At 39.8% G+C, this 16,975-nt stretch carries 16 protein-coding genes; 6 read left to right on the top strand and 10 right to left on the bottom strand.

Annotated features, from left to right (window positions below; genetic code table 11):
- Positions 1-10: 10 nt before the first annotated feature.
- Entirely contained in the window at positions 11-1,348 is a 1,338-nt protein-coding gene (locus CEQ21_RS13920; protein ID WP_185765031.1) for a 6-phospho-beta-glucosidase, read from the bottom strand.
- Positions 1,349-1,459: 111 nt separating this feature from the next.
- On the opposite strand from CEQ21_RS13920, the gene CEQ21_RS13915 reads away from it, so the two are divergent.
- Positions 1,460-2,215, top strand: a complete 756-nt coding sequence (locus CEQ21_RS13915; protein WP_185765030.1) for a MurR/RpiR family transcriptional regulator — start codon at positions 1,460-1,462, stop codon at positions 2,213-2,215.
- Between the two features lie 154 nt (positions 2,216-2,369).
- Here CEQ21_RS13915 and CEQ21_RS13910 read toward each other — a convergent pair whose 3' ends face one another.
- The 3 genes from CEQ21_RS13910 to CEQ21_RS13900 all read right to left on the bottom strand — a co-directional run bounded on the left by CEQ21_RS13910 (position 2,370) and on the right by CEQ21_RS13900 (position 4,130).
- Positions 2,370-2,825, bottom strand: coding sequence for a threonine/serine exporter family protein (locus CEQ21_RS13910; RefSeq protein WP_144455071.1), 456 nt, complete (start codon positions 2,823-2,825; stop codon positions 2,370-2,372).
- A 12-nt stretch (positions 2,826-2,837) separates the two neighbouring features.
- Positions 2,838-3,602: a threonine/serine exporter family protein gene (locus CEQ21_RS13905; protein WP_185765029.1), complete on the bottom strand. Its 765-nt coding sequence runs from the start codon at positions 3,600-3,602 to the stop codon at positions 2,838-2,840.
- A gap of 201 nt (positions 3,603-3,803) precedes the next feature.
- Complete coding sequence (locus CEQ21_RS13900) at positions 3,804-4,130, bottom strand: MerR family transcriptional regulator (RefSeq protein WP_144455070.1); 327 nt, start codon at positions 4,128-4,130, stop codon at positions 3,804-3,806.
- Between the two features lie 248 nt (positions 4,131-4,378).
- Between CEQ21_RS13900 and CEQ21_RS13895 the strand changes: the two genes are divergently transcribed.
- The 5 genes from CEQ21_RS13895 to CEQ21_RS13875 all read left to right on the top strand — a co-directional run bounded on the left by CEQ21_RS13895 (position 4,379) and on the right by CEQ21_RS13875 (position 9,989).
- Positions 4,379-4,516 carry a hypothetical protein gene (locus CEQ21_RS13895; protein WP_164849666.1) on the top strand — a complete coding sequence of 46 codons (138 nt, stop codon included), beginning with the start codon at positions 4,379-4,381 and terminating at the stop codon, positions 4,514-4,516.
- Positions 4,517-4,737: 221 nt separating this feature from the next.
- A complete protein-coding gene (locus CEQ21_RS13890) occupies positions 4,738-6,150 on the top strand; it encodes a M20 family metallopeptidase (RefSeq protein ID WP_185765028.1) in 1,413 nt (470 codons plus the stop codon).
- A gap of 152 nt (positions 6,151-6,302) precedes the next feature.
- The gene (locus tag CEQ21_RS13885; RefSeq protein WP_185765027.1) at positions 6,303-7,076 is read left to right on the top strand and encodes a MurR/RpiR family transcriptional regulator; all 774 of its coding nucleotides are present in this window, start codon (positions 6,303-6,305) and stop codon (positions 7,074-7,076) included.
- Positions 7,077-7,229: 153 nt separating this feature from the next.
- Positions 7,230-8,789 carry a maltose/glucose-specific PTS transporter subunit IIBC gene (malX, locus tag CEQ21_RS13880; protein WP_185765026.1) on the top strand — a complete coding sequence of 520 codons (1,560 nt, stop codon included), beginning with the start codon at positions 7,230-7,232 and terminating at the stop codon, positions 8,787-8,789.
- Positions 8,790-8,798: 9 nt separating this feature from the next.
- A complete protein-coding gene (locus tag CEQ21_RS13875) occupies positions 8,799-9,989 on the top strand; it encodes a MalY/PatB family protein (RefSeq protein ID WP_185765025.1) in 1,191 nt (396 codons plus the stop codon).
- A gap of 286 nt (positions 9,990-10,275) precedes the next feature.
- Here the strand turns inward: CEQ21_RS13875 and CEQ21_RS13870 are convergent, their stop codons facing one another.
- From CEQ21_RS13870 to CEQ21_RS13845, 6 genes are all read right to left on the bottom strand, one after another.
- On the bottom strand, positions 10,276-11,259 hold the full coding sequence (locus tag CEQ21_RS13870; protein WP_185765024.1) for an ABC transporter permease: 984 nt from the start codon (positions 11,257-11,259) through the stop codon (positions 10,276-10,278).
- Positions 11,256-12,197 (bottom strand): ABC transporter ATP-binding protein, encoded by a 942-nt coding sequence (locus CEQ21_RS13865; protein WP_185765023.1) that lies wholly within the window; start codon positions 12,195-12,197, stop codon positions 11,256-11,258. The genes CEQ21_RS13870 and CEQ21_RS13865 overlap by 4 nt, the downstream gene beginning before the upstream one ends.
- A 202-nt stretch (positions 12,198-12,399) precedes the next feature.
- Positions 12,400-13,536 carry an alanine dehydrogenase gene (gene ald, locus CEQ21_RS13860; RefSeq protein WP_185765022.1) on the bottom strand — a complete coding sequence of 379 codons (1,137 nt, stop codon included), beginning with the start codon at positions 13,534-13,536 and terminating at the stop codon, positions 12,400-12,402.
- Positions 13,537-13,687: 151 nt separating this feature from the next.
- The gene (locus CEQ21_RS13855) at positions 13,688-14,926 is read right to left on the bottom strand and encodes a PucR family transcriptional regulator (RefSeq protein ID WP_185765021.1); all 1,239 of its coding nucleotides are present in this window, start codon (positions 14,924-14,926) and stop codon (positions 13,688-13,690) included.
- A gap of 186 nt (positions 14,927-15,112) precedes the next feature.
- Positions 15,113-15,817, bottom strand: coding sequence for a chitin disaccharide deacetylase (chbG, locus tag CEQ21_RS13850; RefSeq protein ID WP_185765020.1), 705 nt, complete (start codon positions 15,815-15,817; stop codon positions 15,113-15,115).
- A 155-nt stretch (positions 15,818-15,972) separates the two neighbouring features.
- Complete coding sequence (locus tag CEQ21_RS13845) at positions 15,973-16,959, bottom strand: ABC transporter substrate-binding protein (protein WP_185767277.1); 987 nt, start codon at positions 16,957-16,959, stop codon at positions 15,973-15,975.
- Positions 16,960-16,975: the final 16 nt, after the last annotated feature.

Genomic DNA, 16,975 nt, shown 5'->3' with positions numbered 1-16,975 from the left:
TATCAATTTATTAAGATAGTACTTTATTTTCTTTAAAGAACTGTGGTAAATGCTCTTTATGTGCTTCAAGCATTTCATTTAAGATTTCTTTTGCTACTTTATCTGACGGCAGCAGCGGGTTGATTGTCAAAGCAAGCAATGCTTTATCATAATCGCCTGTCACAGCTGCTTCTGCTGCTACTCTCTCAAAGGACTTGATTTGTTGTACCAAGCCTCTGACAGGTACAGGAAGGTCGCCGATAGAGATCGGTTTAGGACCGTCTTTTGTGATGACACTGCTGATCTCAACTGCTGATTCATCTGGAATGCTGGCAATTGCACCATTATTGATTGTATTAACAGGCTGGATGTCACGCTTGTCATTGTACATAGAGTCAATTAGACTGCAGGCTGCATCACTGTAGTAGGCTCCTCCGCGCTTTTCAAGCTGTGGCGGTTTAATATCAAGGTTTTCATCCTTGTAAAGTTCAAACAGCTCTTTTTCCAGCTTTTGCACAACCTCTGCACGTGTACCTTGTTCTGCTGCTTCCTCGTGCTCATGCTCAAGCATTTGTGCCTGCTTGTAGTAGTAACGGTGGTATCCGCATGGAATAGCCCCAAGTGCCTTAATGAAGTCTGGATCCCAGTCAATTGCAGCAATATTACGCATAGTCGCACTTGCATGCTTGCCGGATGTCATTTCATCAAGCACTTCTTTTGTAACATCTTTACCGTCAAGATATACATGAAGTCCATATACCATGTGGTTAAGCCCTGCAAAATCAACATGTACACGCTCAGGTTCAACTTCCAAAAGCTTAGCTACACTCATTTGGATTGAAATCGGAACATTGCACAAACCAACAATTCTTCTCCAGTTGCTGTGGCGAAGCACTGCTTCTGTCACCATTCCTGCAGGGTTTGTAAAGTTGATGAGCCAAGCATTTGGACATAGCTCTTCCATGTCTTTAACAATATCAAGAATAACAGGGATTGTGCGCAAGCCTTTGAAAAGACCGCCAGGCCCATTTGTCTCTTGTCCGATTACATTATATTTCAAAGGAATTCTTTCATCCTTTGCTCTTGCAGCCAATAAACCAACTCGGAATTGAGTTGTTACGAAGTCTGCATCTTTTAATGCCTCTCTACGGTCAAGTGTTAAATGAACTTCAATTGGCAAGCCTGCTTTTTTAACCATACGCTTCGCCAAGTTACCGACAATCTCCAGCTTCTCTTGTCCTTCTGGAATATCTACAAGCCAAAGCTCACGTATTGGCAGGGAGTCATATCTTTTAATAAACCCTTCCACAAGTTCTGGTGTGTAGCTTGATCCTCCGCCAATCGTTACAATCTTAATTCCATTGCTCATCTACGAACGCCCCTTTTTCTTATTTTTGGGTGTGCAACCCTTTTCAAATTCTAAATTTGTTATAATAAGATTATCTAAGTTGGAGTAAATCTTTTTAATGGATGTGTTAATATGTTTACAAATGAGCAGATTCAAACTTTTTCTGATCTTGAATACGAGCTTTACAATTACATCATGAAAAATTCCCGTGAAGTAACCTATATGAGAATACGGGAACTCGCAACTGAAACTCATGTCTCCACAACAACCATACTGCGTTTTTGCAAAAAACTTGGCTTCGATGGCTTCACCGAATTCAAGGTGCACCTGAAAAATTATCTTGCAGAAGAAGAAACCTACCGTTTAAACAATACATATACAACGGTCTCCGACTTTGTTGAAAGAACACTATCAGCAAACTATGAAACTAAAATTAGAGAAATTGCCGAAGTAGTCGCAAAAGCGAAAATCGTCATTTTTATCGGTGCAGGCACTTCAGGTGTAATTGCAGAATATGGCGCAAGATTCTTCTCTGGGCTTAAGAAATTTTCTCTTCATATTAAAGACCCATATTTCCCAATTTATAGCCACTATATAACCGACAGTGTCACGATCGTGCTGTCTGTGTCAGGCGAATCGAAGTCAACAATGGAAAAGCTTGACCGCCTTAAGCAGGACGGAAGCATCATCGTAAGCTTGACGAATCATTCTGACAGCTCGCTGGCCAAAATGTCTGATTATAACCTTGCCTATTATATAACGACGGAATATTTAGGAAATGTCAATTTAACGACTCAAATACCAGTCATGTTTCTGATTGAACGGTTAGGAAAAGAAACCTTTGACTATATGCAATCCTCCTTAATTGACAGGGATGAAGGGAAATAGCACCGTTCCCTTTTGCTTTACATTTATAAGTTACAACGCTTGCAATACATAGTAAATACATCTTGTGCATTTAGTACTTAGTCACATCGAATGGAACTTGTTACTTTATAGGAACAACCTGTTACATAACTAAAAAAAGCAATGGAAGCACTTTTTAGATGCTTCCATTGCTTTTTCTAGTTTTTCGTTTATACATTAACTGATTGATTACTTCAGAGAACATTAATCCTATTGCAATAGATCCCGATATTAAAAAGGCTTTGGCAGCAAGGCTGACAGCGTAGTAATAGTCGTTTTCCACAAATTTTCTCATTGCATCATACGCCATCCCTCCTGGTACAAGAGGAATAATTCCTGCGACCGAAAAAATGATGACAGGTGTTTTATACCGCCGTGCGAACACTTGACTAAGTACGGCCACTAAAAAAGCACCAATGATTGTTGCTGGCACCTCATCAATGTGCAAAGAGACAGAGCCCCAATAGGCTACCCAGCCGAGCATCCCGATAAATCCGCATTTCACTAGCAGTTTTGGCGGTGTGTGGAAAATCATTGCGAAGGCAAAGGATGCAATGAAGCTTGTAATTGCTTGTTCTATTAATTCCCACATATTCTATTCTCCTTAAAATACTACGAATACAACCGCAATTCCTGACCCAATTGCAAAAGCTGTTAAGAACGCCTCTGCGCCTTTTGATATTCCAGAAACTAAGTGGCCTGCCATTAAGTCCCTGACAGCATTTGTAATTAGTAACCCTGGCACTAACGGCATGACCGAGCCAATAATAATCTTATCTGTTTGTGCGCCAAAGCCGATATGAACGGAGCCAAAAGCAATAAGACCAATGAGCACAGCTGCTAAAAATTCCGCGAAAAACTTAATTTGGACAACGCGGTGAAAATACACAGAGCATAAAAAGCCTGCACCACCTGCAATAACAGCCGCAAGAAAATCCTGCCATATTCCTTGAAACATGATGAGAAAGCAGCCGCTTGCTATGGCAGCAGCAATAACTTGTGCCAAATCTGAATATGTCTTGCTTTCCTTATCGATATCTTTTAAAAGATGATACGCCTCTTGTAAAGGGATATTTCCGACACTGATTTTTCTTGAAACATCATTAACCTTCATTACTTTCTCCAGGTTAGTTGTCCGTTCAATAATCCTAATCAGCTTTGTTTTTGTCGGTTCCTGGCCCTCTAAAGAAAAAATGATACCAGTAGGTGTAACAAAGCTGTCTGAATCCTCTACTCCATATGCTTTTGCAATACGCGTCATCGTGTCTTCCACTCTGTACGTTTCCGCACCGTTTTTTAGCATTATTCGCCCAGCAAGCAAACAAACCTCTATAATTTCATACGTTTTTTCCTTGGATATATAGTCCATGCCAACTCTCCATTAATTGAACAATCTTTGAAGTTATCTTTTACCAACTACCAGTTTATATGAGAAGAACACCTATAATCAATAGAAGAATCTAGATATCGCTTAAGATTTCCTGTATGTAACCATATAAAAAAGCCCTTTAATTAAAAAGGACTTTCACTTACCCGAGGCTTATTATATGGAGTTACTAAGCTTGCTTGCTCAATCTTTTTGGATACCAAACCTGGCGTTTATTTGACCGCGTAACATTTGTTTTTTTATTTTACGCTCTTCCTCTTCACGGGTTTTCTTTATTATTTCCTGGCGAATTTCGTGGGTCCTTACTCCTTCTTCTCGCTTGTTGGCAATCTCAATTAACCGTTCCACATCTGAAAAGGAATATTTACGATTCCCTCTTTCAGGCCTTTCAGGAAAAATAAGTTTTCTTTGTTCATAATAACGAATTTGCCTTTCTGTCAAACCAGTCAATTCACTAACAACACCAATCGTGATTACTTTCCTTTTTTTGTAGGATGGCTCATGATCCATATTATCATCTCACCTCATGAAGTAATGATTTCTATCATTAACGTAATTATAATACGATTTCGCAAAACAGAATTGATTCTTGTCATATAATCTAACGTAAAATTCAAAAAATGGGTAAGAATACCTGACAATATAGATGTTTTTTTAGAAAAAATCTTTTAGAATACTTATATATAGTCGATAAATATTTTTTCTTTTGCTTAATCTGAGGAGAATGGATAATTTAACACTGAAAGGAGCTATATGCAATGATCAACAAAGAAGCAATCGAATTAGCAAAAAAAATTGTCGAGATCGACCTTCTTCGTGATGAGATATGGGAAAACTTCGCAGCAGTCGCAGGAGACAACGCCCATGATATTCTTCGTATTATTCAAAACAGCTAATTTCACATAAATAGATTTATCCATTGCAGGCAGCTTGAAAATACAGGTTATGCTTGTAATGGATTTTTATTTTATCCATATATATGAATATGTATAGAAATCACGCCATTAATCTCTCTTGCATATGTTAGGAAATCTAACGTTATTTTAATGGATGAAAGCTATAACTGCAAGTAAATGTCTAAATTTTTTAAATTTTTTATTAAAAGGAGGATGTTTGAATGAGTAACTTGTATTGGATTACCGATTATTTAGAGGAAACAAAATCAAAATGGAGCACAATAAGTGATTATATTTGGGACCATCCAGAGACAAGATTCGAGGAATACGCATCTGCTGCTTACTTAAGAACAGCAATACAAGAAGAAGACTTTACGATTAACGAAAATATCGGCGGAATGGAGACTGCCTTTATTGCAGAATACGGTTCTGGAAAACCGATTATCGCTTTCCTCGGCGAATTTGATGCTTTATCTGGATTAAGTCAGGAAGCAGGAACAGCCAATCAAAACCCTCTCGTCCAAAACGGTAACGGACATGGATGCGGGCATAATCTCCTTGGCACAGGAGCCCTCGCTGCTGCCGTAGGACTTAAAAATTTTATTGTCGAAAATAATATCCCTTGCACCATCCGATTCTATGGTTGCCCAGGAGAAGAAGGCGGATCAGGAAAAACATTTATGGTCCGCGCAGGAGCGTTTGACGATGTAGATTGTGCATTAACATGGCATCCAAGCGGTATTACCTCTGTAATGAACACGAGCTCACTTGCTAATATCCAAGTGTATTTCCGTTTTAAAGGAAAAAGCTCACATGCTGCAGGTTCCCCTCACTTAGGCAGAAGCGCCCTTGACGCAGTTGAACTGATGAATATCGGCTCCAATTATTTAAGAGAGCATATTATTGATCAAGCGCGCATCCATTATGCCATCACCAATTCAGGCGGGCTTTCTCCAAATGTCGTACAAGGCTTTGCAGAAGTGCTTTACTTAATACGTGCTCCGCAAACAGATACTGTTATTGAATTATTCGAAAGAGTAAAGGATGTAGCAAGAGGTGCTGCATTAATGACAGGGACAGAGCTGGAGATCGTTATAGATAAAGCATGTTCGAACTATATTCCGAGCAATACGCTCAATTTAGCCATGCAAGAGGCTATGCTCGAGGTAGGCCCAACAAAGTTCACAGGAGAAGAAAAGCAATTTGCCGAGGATATTCAAACAACTTTTAGCAAGGAAGAGCTTAATGAAGCATATAACTCTTTAATCGGCATAACAGATCGCAGCACCCCTTTGTTTGAGGATGTTCTTGCATATGATGAGACAGTCTCACTCATGTCAGGCTCAACAGATGTAGCAGATGTCAGCTGGGTAACACCAACTGCACAATGTAATGTCACAACATGTGCTCTTGGTACGCCATTTCATACTTGGCAGCTAGTGGCACAAGGAAAATCTAGTATTGCGCATAAAGGAACTTTACAAGTTGCAAAAATCCTGTTCCTAACTGCTGTAAAAGTACTGGAGGAGCCAGAGCTTCTGCTTAAAGCAGCAGATGAGCTTAAGCAGGCTGTTGGCGACAGTGGTTATGTCTGTCCTATCCCAGATGATGTGCAGCCAGCAGCATCGAGGTAATATTATCTACAAGCCGGAATCCTACTAGGTTCCGGCTTATTTCCTATCATAAGCTTAAGTACTTTTTTTCACTAATTGGCCTTATAATAAAAAGGGAAAGCGTATACTTCAGGGTGGTTTATCCTCCTAATAAAGTGCTGGAGCTGAACAGTTTGAAAATCCTCTTAAAACGTCTCGCCCAATACAAAGGCGAGCTGAGCCAATTAGAAAAACAAGTATTAGACTACATCATTGAAAATCCAGAGCAAATTGCCAATTCCAGCTTAAATGCGCTGGCAAAAAATCTATTTATCTCAACAGCGACAATCAGCAGAACATGCAAACGCATTGGATTCAGCGGCTTTCAGGATTTGAAATATACTTTAAATAGAGATTCCGAACAGGAATTATATGAAGCCGACAAGCCTTCATTAAGCTTCCTGTCCTCCCATATGGAACGGGTTCAGCAGGAAATGGAATGGACACTTGAGCATATAAATGAAGCACAAATACAAAAGGCAGCTACCTTTATACATGAAAGTAACTTCATTGAATTTTTTGGCGTAGGAGCTTCTCTGCCTACTTGCATAGACGCTGCTAGAAAGCTGACGTTTTCAGGAACTATTTGTAATGCCAGAGAAGATTGGGACGAGCTAAGATGTGTTGCGAAGAGGCTTTCCAGCAACGACTTAGCAATACTAGTTTCCTATAGTGGAGAAACCGCTCATATACTAGAGTTCGCTGCAATATTAAAGGAACGAAACGTAAAAACAATTGCTATCATCGGCAGGAAAAGCAGCCGGCTAAAGGATTTAGTTAATATAACATTCCATGCTCAAATCCAAAACTGTTATCTCGGTGATCTTGATATGAGCTCAAGATTTCCATTAAGTATTTTGTTAGATTTCATCATCCTAACAGCCATAGAGTCAGGTAAAAATGGTTAACAGGCCTCAAGGGTATAGCCCTAGAAGCCTTTATTACTGTAAAAATAGCTATACAAAAAATGTATACCCTTACAATCCATTCAAAACTGATTGTTCTTCTTTTCCTAGGCAGTTACTCTTAACACAAATATATGTATTTGGAAGGAGTAATTGATGATGAAAAACGCTAAATCACGCTTTTGGGAATTTTTCCAAGGGCTTGGAAAGACATTTATGCTTCCAGTAGCCCTGCTTGCATTTATGGGACTTATGTTAGGAATCGGCAGCTCCTTTACGAGTCCTTCTACCATTGAGGCTCTGCCGTTTCTAGATAATCGCTTCCTGCAAACAATATTCCGGTTCATGTCTACAATTGGAGGCTTTGCTTTTACGTATCTGCCTGTTTTATTTGCAGTTGCGATTCCACTGGGACTTGCACGTTATGAAAAAGGAGTCGCGGCCTTTTCTGGGTTTGTAGGATATGTCATTATGCATTTATCCATAAACTTTTATTTAACAGAAACAAAAAGCCTCGCTGCAGCGGACACATTGCGCGAAGCTGGTCAAGGCATGGTAATGGGAATACAAACGATTGAAATGGGGGTGCTCGGCGGTATCATCGTCGGCGTGATCGTCCATGTGCTGCACAGCCGATTTTATAATATTCAGCTTCCAGATGCATTCGCCTTTTTTGGCGGAGCAAGATTTGTACCGATTATCACTTCTCTTTCATTAGCTGTTGTCGGCATTTTAATTCCAGTCATTTGGCCGATTTTCGCCATTGCTATCACTGGCATTGGACAGCTTATTCAGAAATCCGGTGCATTTGGACCATTTATATTCGGAGCTGGCGAGCGTTTATTGCTGCCATTTGGACTGCACCATATTCTCGTAGCAATGATTCGGTTTACGGAAGCTGGTGGTGTTCAGGTTGTTGACGGGCAGACTATTACAGGAGCCTTGAATATTTTCTATGCTCAGCTGCAAAGTGGCTCGCCAATTAGTCCTTCTGCTACCGCCTTTTTATCGCAAGGGAAAATGCCTACTTTCATGTTTGGTTTGCCAGCCGTGGCACTGGCTATTTATCATACAGCACTTCCTGAAAGGCGAAGCAAGATTAAAGGGTTATTAATCTCAGGCGTTATCGCCACATTTGTAACTGGTATAACAGAGCCAATTGAATTTTTATTTCTGTTTCTGGCACCTGCCCTATACGGCATCCATGTCATCCTAACCGGTTTAGGATTTATGACGATGCATTTGCTTGGAGTAGTAATTGGAAACACAGATGGCGGCATTCTCGACTTTATTATTTTCGGTGTTTTGCAGGGAACATACACAAAATGGTATCTCGTTCTCCTCGTTGGAGCTGTTTGGTTCGCCGCTTACTATTTCATCTTCCGCTATGCCATTATCAAGTTCAATCTGAAGACACCTGGTCGTGAAGATGAAACAACTGCAACATCGAAGGAAGAATTAATTCATAAGAAAAAAGGTAAATATGATGCAGAAAGAATCCTAACTGCTTTAGGCGGCAAAGATAATCTCGAAACGTTGGATAATTGTATCACCAGACTGCGCCTTGTTGTTCAAGATATGAGCAAAATTGATGAACAGGAATTAAAGGACTGCGGAGCTCTTGGGGTAGTGAAGCTGGATAAGCATAATGTACAGGTCATTATTGGTACACAAGTAGCTTCTTTAAAGAACCAGCTGGAAATAGAAATGGAGTAGAGATCGTTTATGACATATTCTTTTGATCGTATCACAGATAGAACTGGCACATACTGCACACAGTGGGACTATATTGAAGACAGATTTGGAGAGGCAAAGCTCTTGCCGTTTTCTATTTCAGATACAGATTTCCAAACACCGCCAGAGGTTATGAATGCTTTAACTAAGCGTTTGGAGCACGGCATTTTCGGTTATACAAGATGGAATCACAAGGAATTCAAAGCATCTGTTCAAAAATGGTACAGAGAACGTTTTTCCACAGAACTAGATGAGGAATGGATTGTTTATAGCCCAAGTGTCATATATACAATTGCAAAGATAATCGAGATGTTAACGGATGAAGAAGATCATATTGTAATACAGACTCCGGCTTATGACGCCTTCTTTAAACTGATTACGGATAATAACAGACGAATTTCTACCAATCCATTACTTGAAGCAGACGGCAAATATGTGATTGACTTTGCTGACCTAGAGAAAAAGCTTGCCCACCCAAAAGCTAAAGTGCTTTTACTATGCAGTCCTCATAATCCGACAGGCAGGGTTTGGACAGCAACAGAGCTTGAACAACTAGTTAGCCTTTGCAAAAAATATCAAGTTTATATTATTAGTGATGAAATTCATATGGACATCGTTATGCAACCTAACAAGCATATTCCTATTATCAGCAAAGCAATTGACTTGGAAAACGTATGTATTTGTACCTCTGCTAGTAAAACGTTCAATATACCTGGATTAATCGGCTCTTATGCCATTATTCCTGGTGCAACAATAAAGGACAAATTTTTACTAACATTAAAAAACAAAGATGGCCTTTCCTCTACAAGCATACTAGGTTTGACGGCAACAATAGAGGCCTATCAAGCATGCGGCAGCTGGGTAGACGAATTGAATGAGTATATTAAAGAAAATATGATTCTTACAAAGGAATTCTTAGAAATGAACAAATTAGGCATGACTCTGTACATACCAGAAGCTACTTACTTAGCATGGATAAATACAAAAAAGCTGCCGTATTCACCAAAACAAATTCAAGATGCTTTAATTCACAAAGGCAAGGTAGCCATCATGTCAGGAGAAACATATGGCGTTGACGGCAAAGGTTATTTAAGAATGAATTTAGGCTGCCCACAACAAAAGCTCACAGATGGCTTAAACCGCATTAAACAAGCCATCCATTATCTAAATAACAACAGCTAAAAAACCGAAGAGCAACCCTCTCCAATTTCAGCTTGTAAAACAAGAATATATTATTACTTCTATCAACAGTAATAATAGATATGGATTGGAGCGGAAGGGGTGAGTCTCCTACGGGATTAGCGAGACAGGTGAGACCCAGCAGGCGCTTTAGCGCCGATGCGGCTCACCGCTCGCCCCGTGGAAAGCGAACCCCTGCAGCGGAAATCCATATACCCCTTGCTATTAGTGATAAGTGTTTAACTGCAAACTAAAACCGGAGAGCAAGCCTCTCCGGTTTTCCATTAAATCAAATGCTGATATCCCTTTTTTGGAAAAAGAAAAATGTGATGAACATAAAGATAATATAATAGACTCCAAGAATACCTAATGATATCGGCATTGTAATATTAGTTAATATTTTATCATCCATTATAAAAACAGTCTGATCCAAGTGCGGGAAAATCAGCGCCTTTGTCCACGCATATTTTTCCGAAAGACCCATAATTATAGAACCTACAGTTGAAGAAAAGAACAGTACAAATATACCAATTCCAACAGCAATTGCTTGATTCTTAAATAGAGTAGACAACATAAACGCCAATGTCAGGATAAGAATTAAACCAGGTAAATAGTAAGCTAGATTCTGTATAAAGTACACGCCACCGCTAACAGCCTCTGTATTATAAGCAGCATTAAAGGCATAAATATTATCATTAAACCCTGCTGTACCAAAGAAGGTAATACTCACTAAGTACCCGCCTATAGCCAGCACAGCAATTAGGAACGCTGCATAAATACATATTGCAATGTATTTCGAAAGCAGGATTGCCCATCTTCTATGCGGGCGAATTAACAGCTGCTTAATTGTCCCATCAGAAAACTCAGACGATATATTGCCTGCACAAATAATTACCACAAACAGTGTGATAAGGGACTTCATCGCAATTCCAAAATCACCTAAATAAGACCAGCTTGTCGTATATGGATTAACATTATCCTTTAAATTTCCATTAAAATCATCGATTCGAGATTGAATATCCTCCTGTGTCTCCTCTGACGGATATTCATCCTCTTTAAAATCATTATAACTTGGAGCTTTTTCCTTCTTCTTCTCCAGCTTGTCAATTTCTGATTGAACCTGTACCTTCCAATCATCTTCCTGTTGCTGATCGCTGATTTTCATCTCAAGCACAGCGCTTCCTATAAGGCAAAGTATAAGAATAATGGCAAAAATCCAGCTCATCTTCTTTTCAAATATTTTTATCAGTTCATTCTGAATTAACCCGATCATCGTTTTGCTTCCTCTCCTTTTTTATTCGTGAGTTCAAGGAATCTGTCCTCTAATGTTGCTTTCGCTGCACTAATTCCGTACACAGATAATCCTTTTTCCACAAATAGTTTGTTCACAGCTGGAATGGAAGACTTCGACAGTTTTACTGTGAGTATATTCTCTTTTACCGAAACCTCCTCAAAAGCCACTGCACCACTTCTCAGTACTTCAAGTGCACTAGAAGCATTATCTATCTCAAAGGTTACTTCTCTTAGCTCATCAGCTCCCTCTGCAACAGTCTCATCCATGGAGGAGATGTGGATAAGCTTGCCCTTTTCAATAATTGCAAAGCGATGGCACATTAGCTGCATTTCGGAAAGTAAATGAGATGATACAAGCACAGATATTCCGGTCGCTGCCAGCTCGTGGAGATAATCACGGAATTCTCGTATCCCTTGTGGATCTAACCCGTTTGTCGGCTCATCAAGGATTAAGATGGCAGGATTATGTAAAAGTGCTTGCGCAACACCAAGCCGCTGCCTCATTCCAAGTGAATAGGTCCTTACCTTTTGATGAATTGCATTATCCAGCTTAACAAGCTTAGCTACTTCTGCAATTCTCTCCTCCGAAATCTCATTTTTGGCCATTCTCGCATAGTGACGCAAATTCTTATAGCCGCTCATGTATTTATAGAATTCTGGGTTTTCCACGATAGCCCCGAGGCTGCTCATCGCATCAGCAAAAGAAGTATCGAGGTTATGCCCATTTATAACAACCTCTCCTTCTGTTCTGTTAATCAGGCTGACGATCATTCTTATAATCGTTGTTTTCCCAGCACCATTTGGGCCAAGCAGTCCAAAAATCTCCCCTTTTTCCACGGCAAAACTTACCTTGTCCACAATTGTTTTGCTTTTAATTTTCTTTGTGAAATTTTTCACTTCTAATGCATACTGTGACATGTTATACTCCTCTCTTTTTTATCTTTTAGACCTTTGCTCTTCTTATCTCTTTATGTTTATACCTTAAAGCATATCCATCCATATTGTTATACGAGTTTCGCCTAAGAGAAGTTTCGTTTTTCTGGAAAAATTTTATAATCTTGTTAGCAGAATCCACAAAAAACCAGACTTCCTAGTATAGGAAATCCGGCTATTAAAATCGTTAAACTGCAGTAGTAGGGATTGAATTGATTACTTCTTGAACCGGGACATAAACAAGCCCTAGATCTTTCGCTACAGGAGCGTATGTTATATGGCCATTAAAGGTATTAACACCTTGCTTTATCGCGTAGTTGTTTTGGATGGCCCCGACTGCACCTTTGTTGGCTATCTGCAATGCATATGGCACAGTAACATTTGTCAGGGCAATCGTAGATGTCCTCGGCACCGCTCCAGGCATGTTTGCAACAGCATAGTGAACAACCCCATGCTTCACATATGTTGGATTATCATGTGTAGTGATATGGTCAACTGTCTCAAAGATACCGCCTTGGTCGATTGCCACATCAACAATCACAGAGCCTGGAGCCATCTTTTTGACCATTTCCTCTGTTACAAGCTTCGGCGCTTTAGCACCAGGGATAAGGACAGCACCGATAACTAAATCAGACTCAGCAACTGCCGCTTCAATATTGGCAGGGTTTGAGATAACTGTATTTAGGCTTGACCCGAATTGATTATCCAGTTCTCTTAATCTTTCTGGATTTAAATCCAATAATGTTACATTTGCACCAAGACCAACTGCGAGCTTCGCAGCGTTTGCTCCAACAATACCACCGCCAATTATTGTCACATTGCCACGCTTAACTCCTGGAACTCCTGCCAGCAAAATCCCTTTTCCTCCATGTGGCTGTTCAAGAAATTGTGCGCCAATCTGAACTGCCATTCTGCCTGCAACCTCACTCATCGGAGTTAACAGCGGCAGTTTTCCATTTACTTCAATTGTCTCATAAGCAATGCCAGTAACACCCTTCTCTGTTAAGGCTGCTGCCAATTCCTTTTCAGCTGCTAAGTGAAGATAAGTAAATAAGATTAAGCCTTTGCGGAAATAGCTGTATTCTGATTGAAGTGGTTCCTTTACCTTCATAATCATGTCCGCAGCATTCCACACCATGCTTGCAGTATCCATTATTTTCGCTCCAGAAGCAGCATATTCACTATCTGTAAAACCACTGCCTGAACCAGCATTTGTTTCAACTAGAACTTCATGCCCGCCATTTTGCAAGTAAGCTACGCCAGAAGGAGTAATCGCAACCCTGTTTTCATTGTTTTTTATCTCTTTCGGAATACCAATAATCAATACAATCCACCCCTTGTTAGAATTCCTTACTTTAATTGTTAGATATCTTATAATTATAATAGGACGAATTGCAAAATTATTCTTTGGTAAAAAAGATAAAAGTAAATCAGCGCCTTTGTGAAAATTCACAAAACTTACTTGCAACAGCTTATTACTGATGCCAGCGGAGCAATTTTAAGTCGAGATAAAGCATGAATTTCTGGGAAGGCACAGTAAGGTCAACCTCCATAATCTCTGTTATTCGCTTTAGTCGATATGTTAGTGTATTCGTGTGTACATGAAGCTTTAAAGCTGTTTTTTGCATGCTTTCACTCTCATCCAAAAAGGCTTCCAATGTTAATAGCAGCTCTGTATTATGACTGTTATCATAGTCCCTTAATTTCTGAATCGCGATATTTTCAAAGCCATCCTGTATTCGCTTTTCTAATAACACATCCATGAACTGATAGATTCCTAAATCTTGATAGGCAGAAAAGGCTTGTGCCTCGCCTGGAAATTTCACTTTAACCTCTATTACCTTCTTTGCTTCCTTTAGACACTTCGCGACATCCCTCAAATCAAAATAGATGCTTCCATAGCCTCCATAAACATCTGTTATTTGAAACTTTTCCGCTAAGCTGCTTGGAAAATTCCGAATGAATTGCTTAAAAACAGCAGCAGGACTGTCTTGTTTGTTTATTGCACTTGCCAGCAAAATTAACTCATGGTCATCCATCGTATAAAGTGAAATTTTGACATTATCCATTACTTTCAGCAAATAAATAATTTGTTTTTCCATTTCCTTCGTAATAATTTCCTTAAAGCTAAAAACCATAATTGTATAGTCATTGAGGGCAGTTTGATTTATTTCCATCAGCTTTTCTTCTGCCTCTTGCTTATTCACATGACCTGTAAGTAGCTTCCAAAAAAATTCTTGATCAACATTTGTTGATGGTCGTTTTGCCTTTGCAAAACGGGATAAAAGATGCTTTCCAACTGCGGCTGCATTCTCTAATATATCCATTTGGCTTGCTGTCAGTGCTTGATGCAGTTCAATTGCCCAAATATAGCCAATTACTTCATCTGCTCTCCAAATCGATACTGCCACCCTGCTTCCGAGACCTATCTCTTGCTTTCCCTCAATTCTGATTGGCTTTTTACTTTGAAGAAGACTTGGGATAACTCCATCCTTCCACAAGCGGTTTATTATCTTTTCCGGGACTCTTCTGCTTATAATCGTAGAAATTCTGACAGGATCTGTTTCCTCATCATGACTGCTGTAAACAAGAACACGATGGTGTGTATCCTCAAGTGTAATCGGACATCCGAGCAATTCACTAACATGGTCTACAAAACTTTCAAGAGAATCGTACATCTCCCGCCGGAAAGGATTCGATGGCTGATTAGGCATGGACCTGCTCCCTTCTTCCGTTGGAATGTTTTTTTATGTAGCTTTTCTACTATTCTATATGGATTAGGTTCTGTACAACAACACTATAATTATAGAAATATTCAAAACATAACTAATAAGTTGTCCGCCAAAATAAAACCATGAAAAAAAATGGGCTAAAGACAAGGCCCATTTCTGTCTTTCATCTCAAAGTAACTTAACGTTTTCCGGCAATGTTATGTCTGACAAAATTCTTGCCTCTTCCAATCTCTCCTGATAATAAGAGGTGCCATCCTTAAGAGTTGCATCCAAATAGGCCGGATGTGTCATTACCTCCACCGTTTTGCCATCCTCCACTCTATCTTGCAGCTTTTCAAAATAGTCTTCTGTCACTCCCTCACCAAAAAAATCAACCATTAAAATATCGGTAACTGTTTTTACGTCGGTAAAATGTGGTCCACCAATACGGACTGGAAGATTATATTTTTCTGACAGTCTTTTGATGACAGGATAGAACTCTTTAATTCCATGAACATGGTGATGGCTGTCCAAATGGGCCGGTTTTATTCCTGAAGCCAAAAATCTTTCTATTTGAGCAGTCCATTCCTGCTCTAAATCCTCAAGAGAAATTTCTTCAGGATGTCCATATACATCTTTTTGCTTTTTAAAGTATCCTTCTTCACCAATGAGACTTGGTGCACTCGTTAGCGGCTTTCCAAATGTGAGAACAAGATGAACTCCTACCCTTAAAGTAGGTGTCGACTTAGCGATTTCAAGAGCATGCTCTGTTCCTTCTGCATTCATCATCATTGTTGCAGAATTAACAATACCGTTTAAGTGGGTATCGAGAACCCCGTAATTAACTCCTCTGGAAAAGCCAAAATCATCCGCATTAACAAGTAATTTTATCATTCTAGTTCTCCTTTGCCCGGTAATTTATTTTGCACACTTCTGGTTTCTATTTTTACATAAAATCCGCAATAATGAAAGCGCTTTTAATTTAGAATCCCAAACAAAAAAGCCTGATCTATGAAAAGATCTGGCTTAAAACTTTGTCGTATAAATGGCTACTCAGATAATTTCTCCACAAATTGCATATCAATAAGCTCTTCGTATTTATATCCTTCTTTATATACACCTGTTTTCTCAACAACATCCATAGGCTTTGCCAATGCTTCCTCCGAGATGAAGCCATCCTTGCTCCATAGCTGATCTGCATAAGCACGGTCAAGAGAAGCCTTCAAGCTATCGTCTGATGTAGTCGGAAACTCTTTTTTCAATGCTTCCATTGCCAGCTCAGGGTCTTCATCGACCGCCTTTAGTCCTTTAAGCATTGCCTTTACAAAGCTTTCCACCACTTCTGGCTCATTTTCGATTGTTGATTTTTTGACACTTATAACAGAGTAAGGATAGTCTCCTAAACTCGGGAAACTATAGAAGGGTTCGTTCCAAACTCCTTTATTAATCCCTTCTGTTATTTGCGGTTCGCCACCATTTGCAATATCAGCCTGACCTGATTCAACAAGTGAAACAACTGCGCTTGCGTCAGCCGGCTCCTCCAGCTTAACGTCCTTATCCGGATCTAAGCCGAGCTCAAGTAGCAGCCATCTTGTCAAAAGATTTGGGCTTCCACCATAACGGCCTGCTGCAATTGTTTTCCCCTCCAAATATTGTGCCAGCTCTGCTTCATTTGTGCTGTCTACCTTTTCATCAGAGCTGCCCATCAAATATACATTTGCTCTGTTAACGACATTCACAACCCCTTGGATCGGATCAGAGCTGCCCGGATTTGCCATCTGGTTAGAATCCGGTCCAGCAATATTCCCCCATGCATCACCGCTTACTAAAGACGTAACATGAGCTCCACCTGTAGCTGTGATGACTTCCACTTCAAGTCCTTCTTCCTCGAAATACCCCTCCTGTATGGCTAAATAAAGCGGCAAATACCCAATCAAATGGACAGGCTCAGCAATGACGATTTTCTTTAAACCATCCTTTGTTCCGCCATTTGAACCCTTTGAAGCACAGCCTGCCAGCAGCATTATGCCTAACATCGCAATAAGCAATAGT

This window comes from Niallia circulans (assembly GCF_007273535.1).
In the GTDB taxonomy this organism is placed as follows: Bacteria; Bacillota; Bacilli; order Bacillales; family Cytobacillaceae; genus Niallia; species Niallia circulans_B.
The sequence above is the reverse complement of the archived record's forward strand: the minus strand, read 5'-3'. Positions and strand labels throughout refer to the sequence as shown.

What these genes read in the sequence shown, in the direction of transcription:
- malX (WP_185765026.1), top strand. Translation starts at nt 7,230, where the DNA reads ATGATGAAAAACGCTAAATCACGCTTTTGGGAATTTTTCCAAGGGCTT.
- CEQ21_RS13905 (WP_185765029.1), bottom strand. Translation starts at nt 3,602, where the DNA reads ATGGACTATATATCCAAGGAAAAAACGTATGAAATTATAGAGGTTTGT.
- CEQ21_RS13870 (WP_185765024.1), bottom strand. Translation starts at nt 11,259, where the DNA reads ATGATCGGGTTAATTCAGAATGAACTGATAAAAATATTTGAAAAGAAG.
- CEQ21_RS13855 (WP_185765021.1), bottom strand. Translation starts at nt 14,926, where the DNA reads ATGCCTAATCAGCCATCGAATCCTTTCCGGCGGGAGATGTACGATTCT.
- CEQ21_RS13900 (WP_144455070.1), bottom strand. Translation starts at nt 4,130, where the DNA reads ATGGATCATGAGCCATCCTACAAAAAAAGGAAAGTAATCACGATTGGT.
- CEQ21_RS13865 (WP_185765023.1), bottom strand. Translation starts at nt 12,197, where the DNA reads ATGTCACAGTATGCATTAGAAGTGAAAAATTTCACAAAGAAAATTAAA.
- CEQ21_RS13845 (WP_185767277.1), bottom strand. Translation starts at nt 16,959, where the DNA reads ATGTTAGGCATAATGCTGCTGGCAGGCTGTGCTTCAAAGGGTTCAAAT.
- CEQ21_RS13915 (WP_185765030.1), top strand. Translation starts at nt 1,460, where the DNA reads ATGTTTACAAATGAGCAGATTCAAACTTTTTCTGATCTTGAATACGAG.
- chbG (WP_185765020.1), bottom strand. Translation starts at nt 15,817, where the DNA reads ATGATAAAATTACTTGTTAATGCGGATGATTTTGGCTTTTCCAGAGGA.
- CEQ21_RS13875 (WP_185765025.1), top strand. Translation starts at nt 8,799, where the DNA reads ATGACATATTCTTTTGATCGTATCACAGATAGAACTGGCACATACTGC.
- CEQ21_RS13920 (WP_185765031.1), bottom strand. Translation starts at nt 1,348, where the DNA reads ATGAGCAATGGAATTAAGATTGTAACGATTGGCGGAGGATCAAGCTAC.
- CEQ21_RS13910 (WP_144455071.1), bottom strand. Translation starts at nt 2,825, where the DNA reads ATGTGGGAATTAATAGAACAAGCAATTACAAGCTTCATTGCATCCTTT.
- CEQ21_RS13890 (WP_185765028.1), top strand. Translation starts at nt 4,738, where the DNA reads ATGAGTAACTTGTATTGGATTACCGATTATTTAGAGGAAACAAAATCA.
- CEQ21_RS13895 (WP_164849666.1), top strand. Translation starts at nt 4,379, where the DNA reads ATGATCAACAAAGAAGCAATCGAATTAGCAAAAAAAATTGTCGAGATC.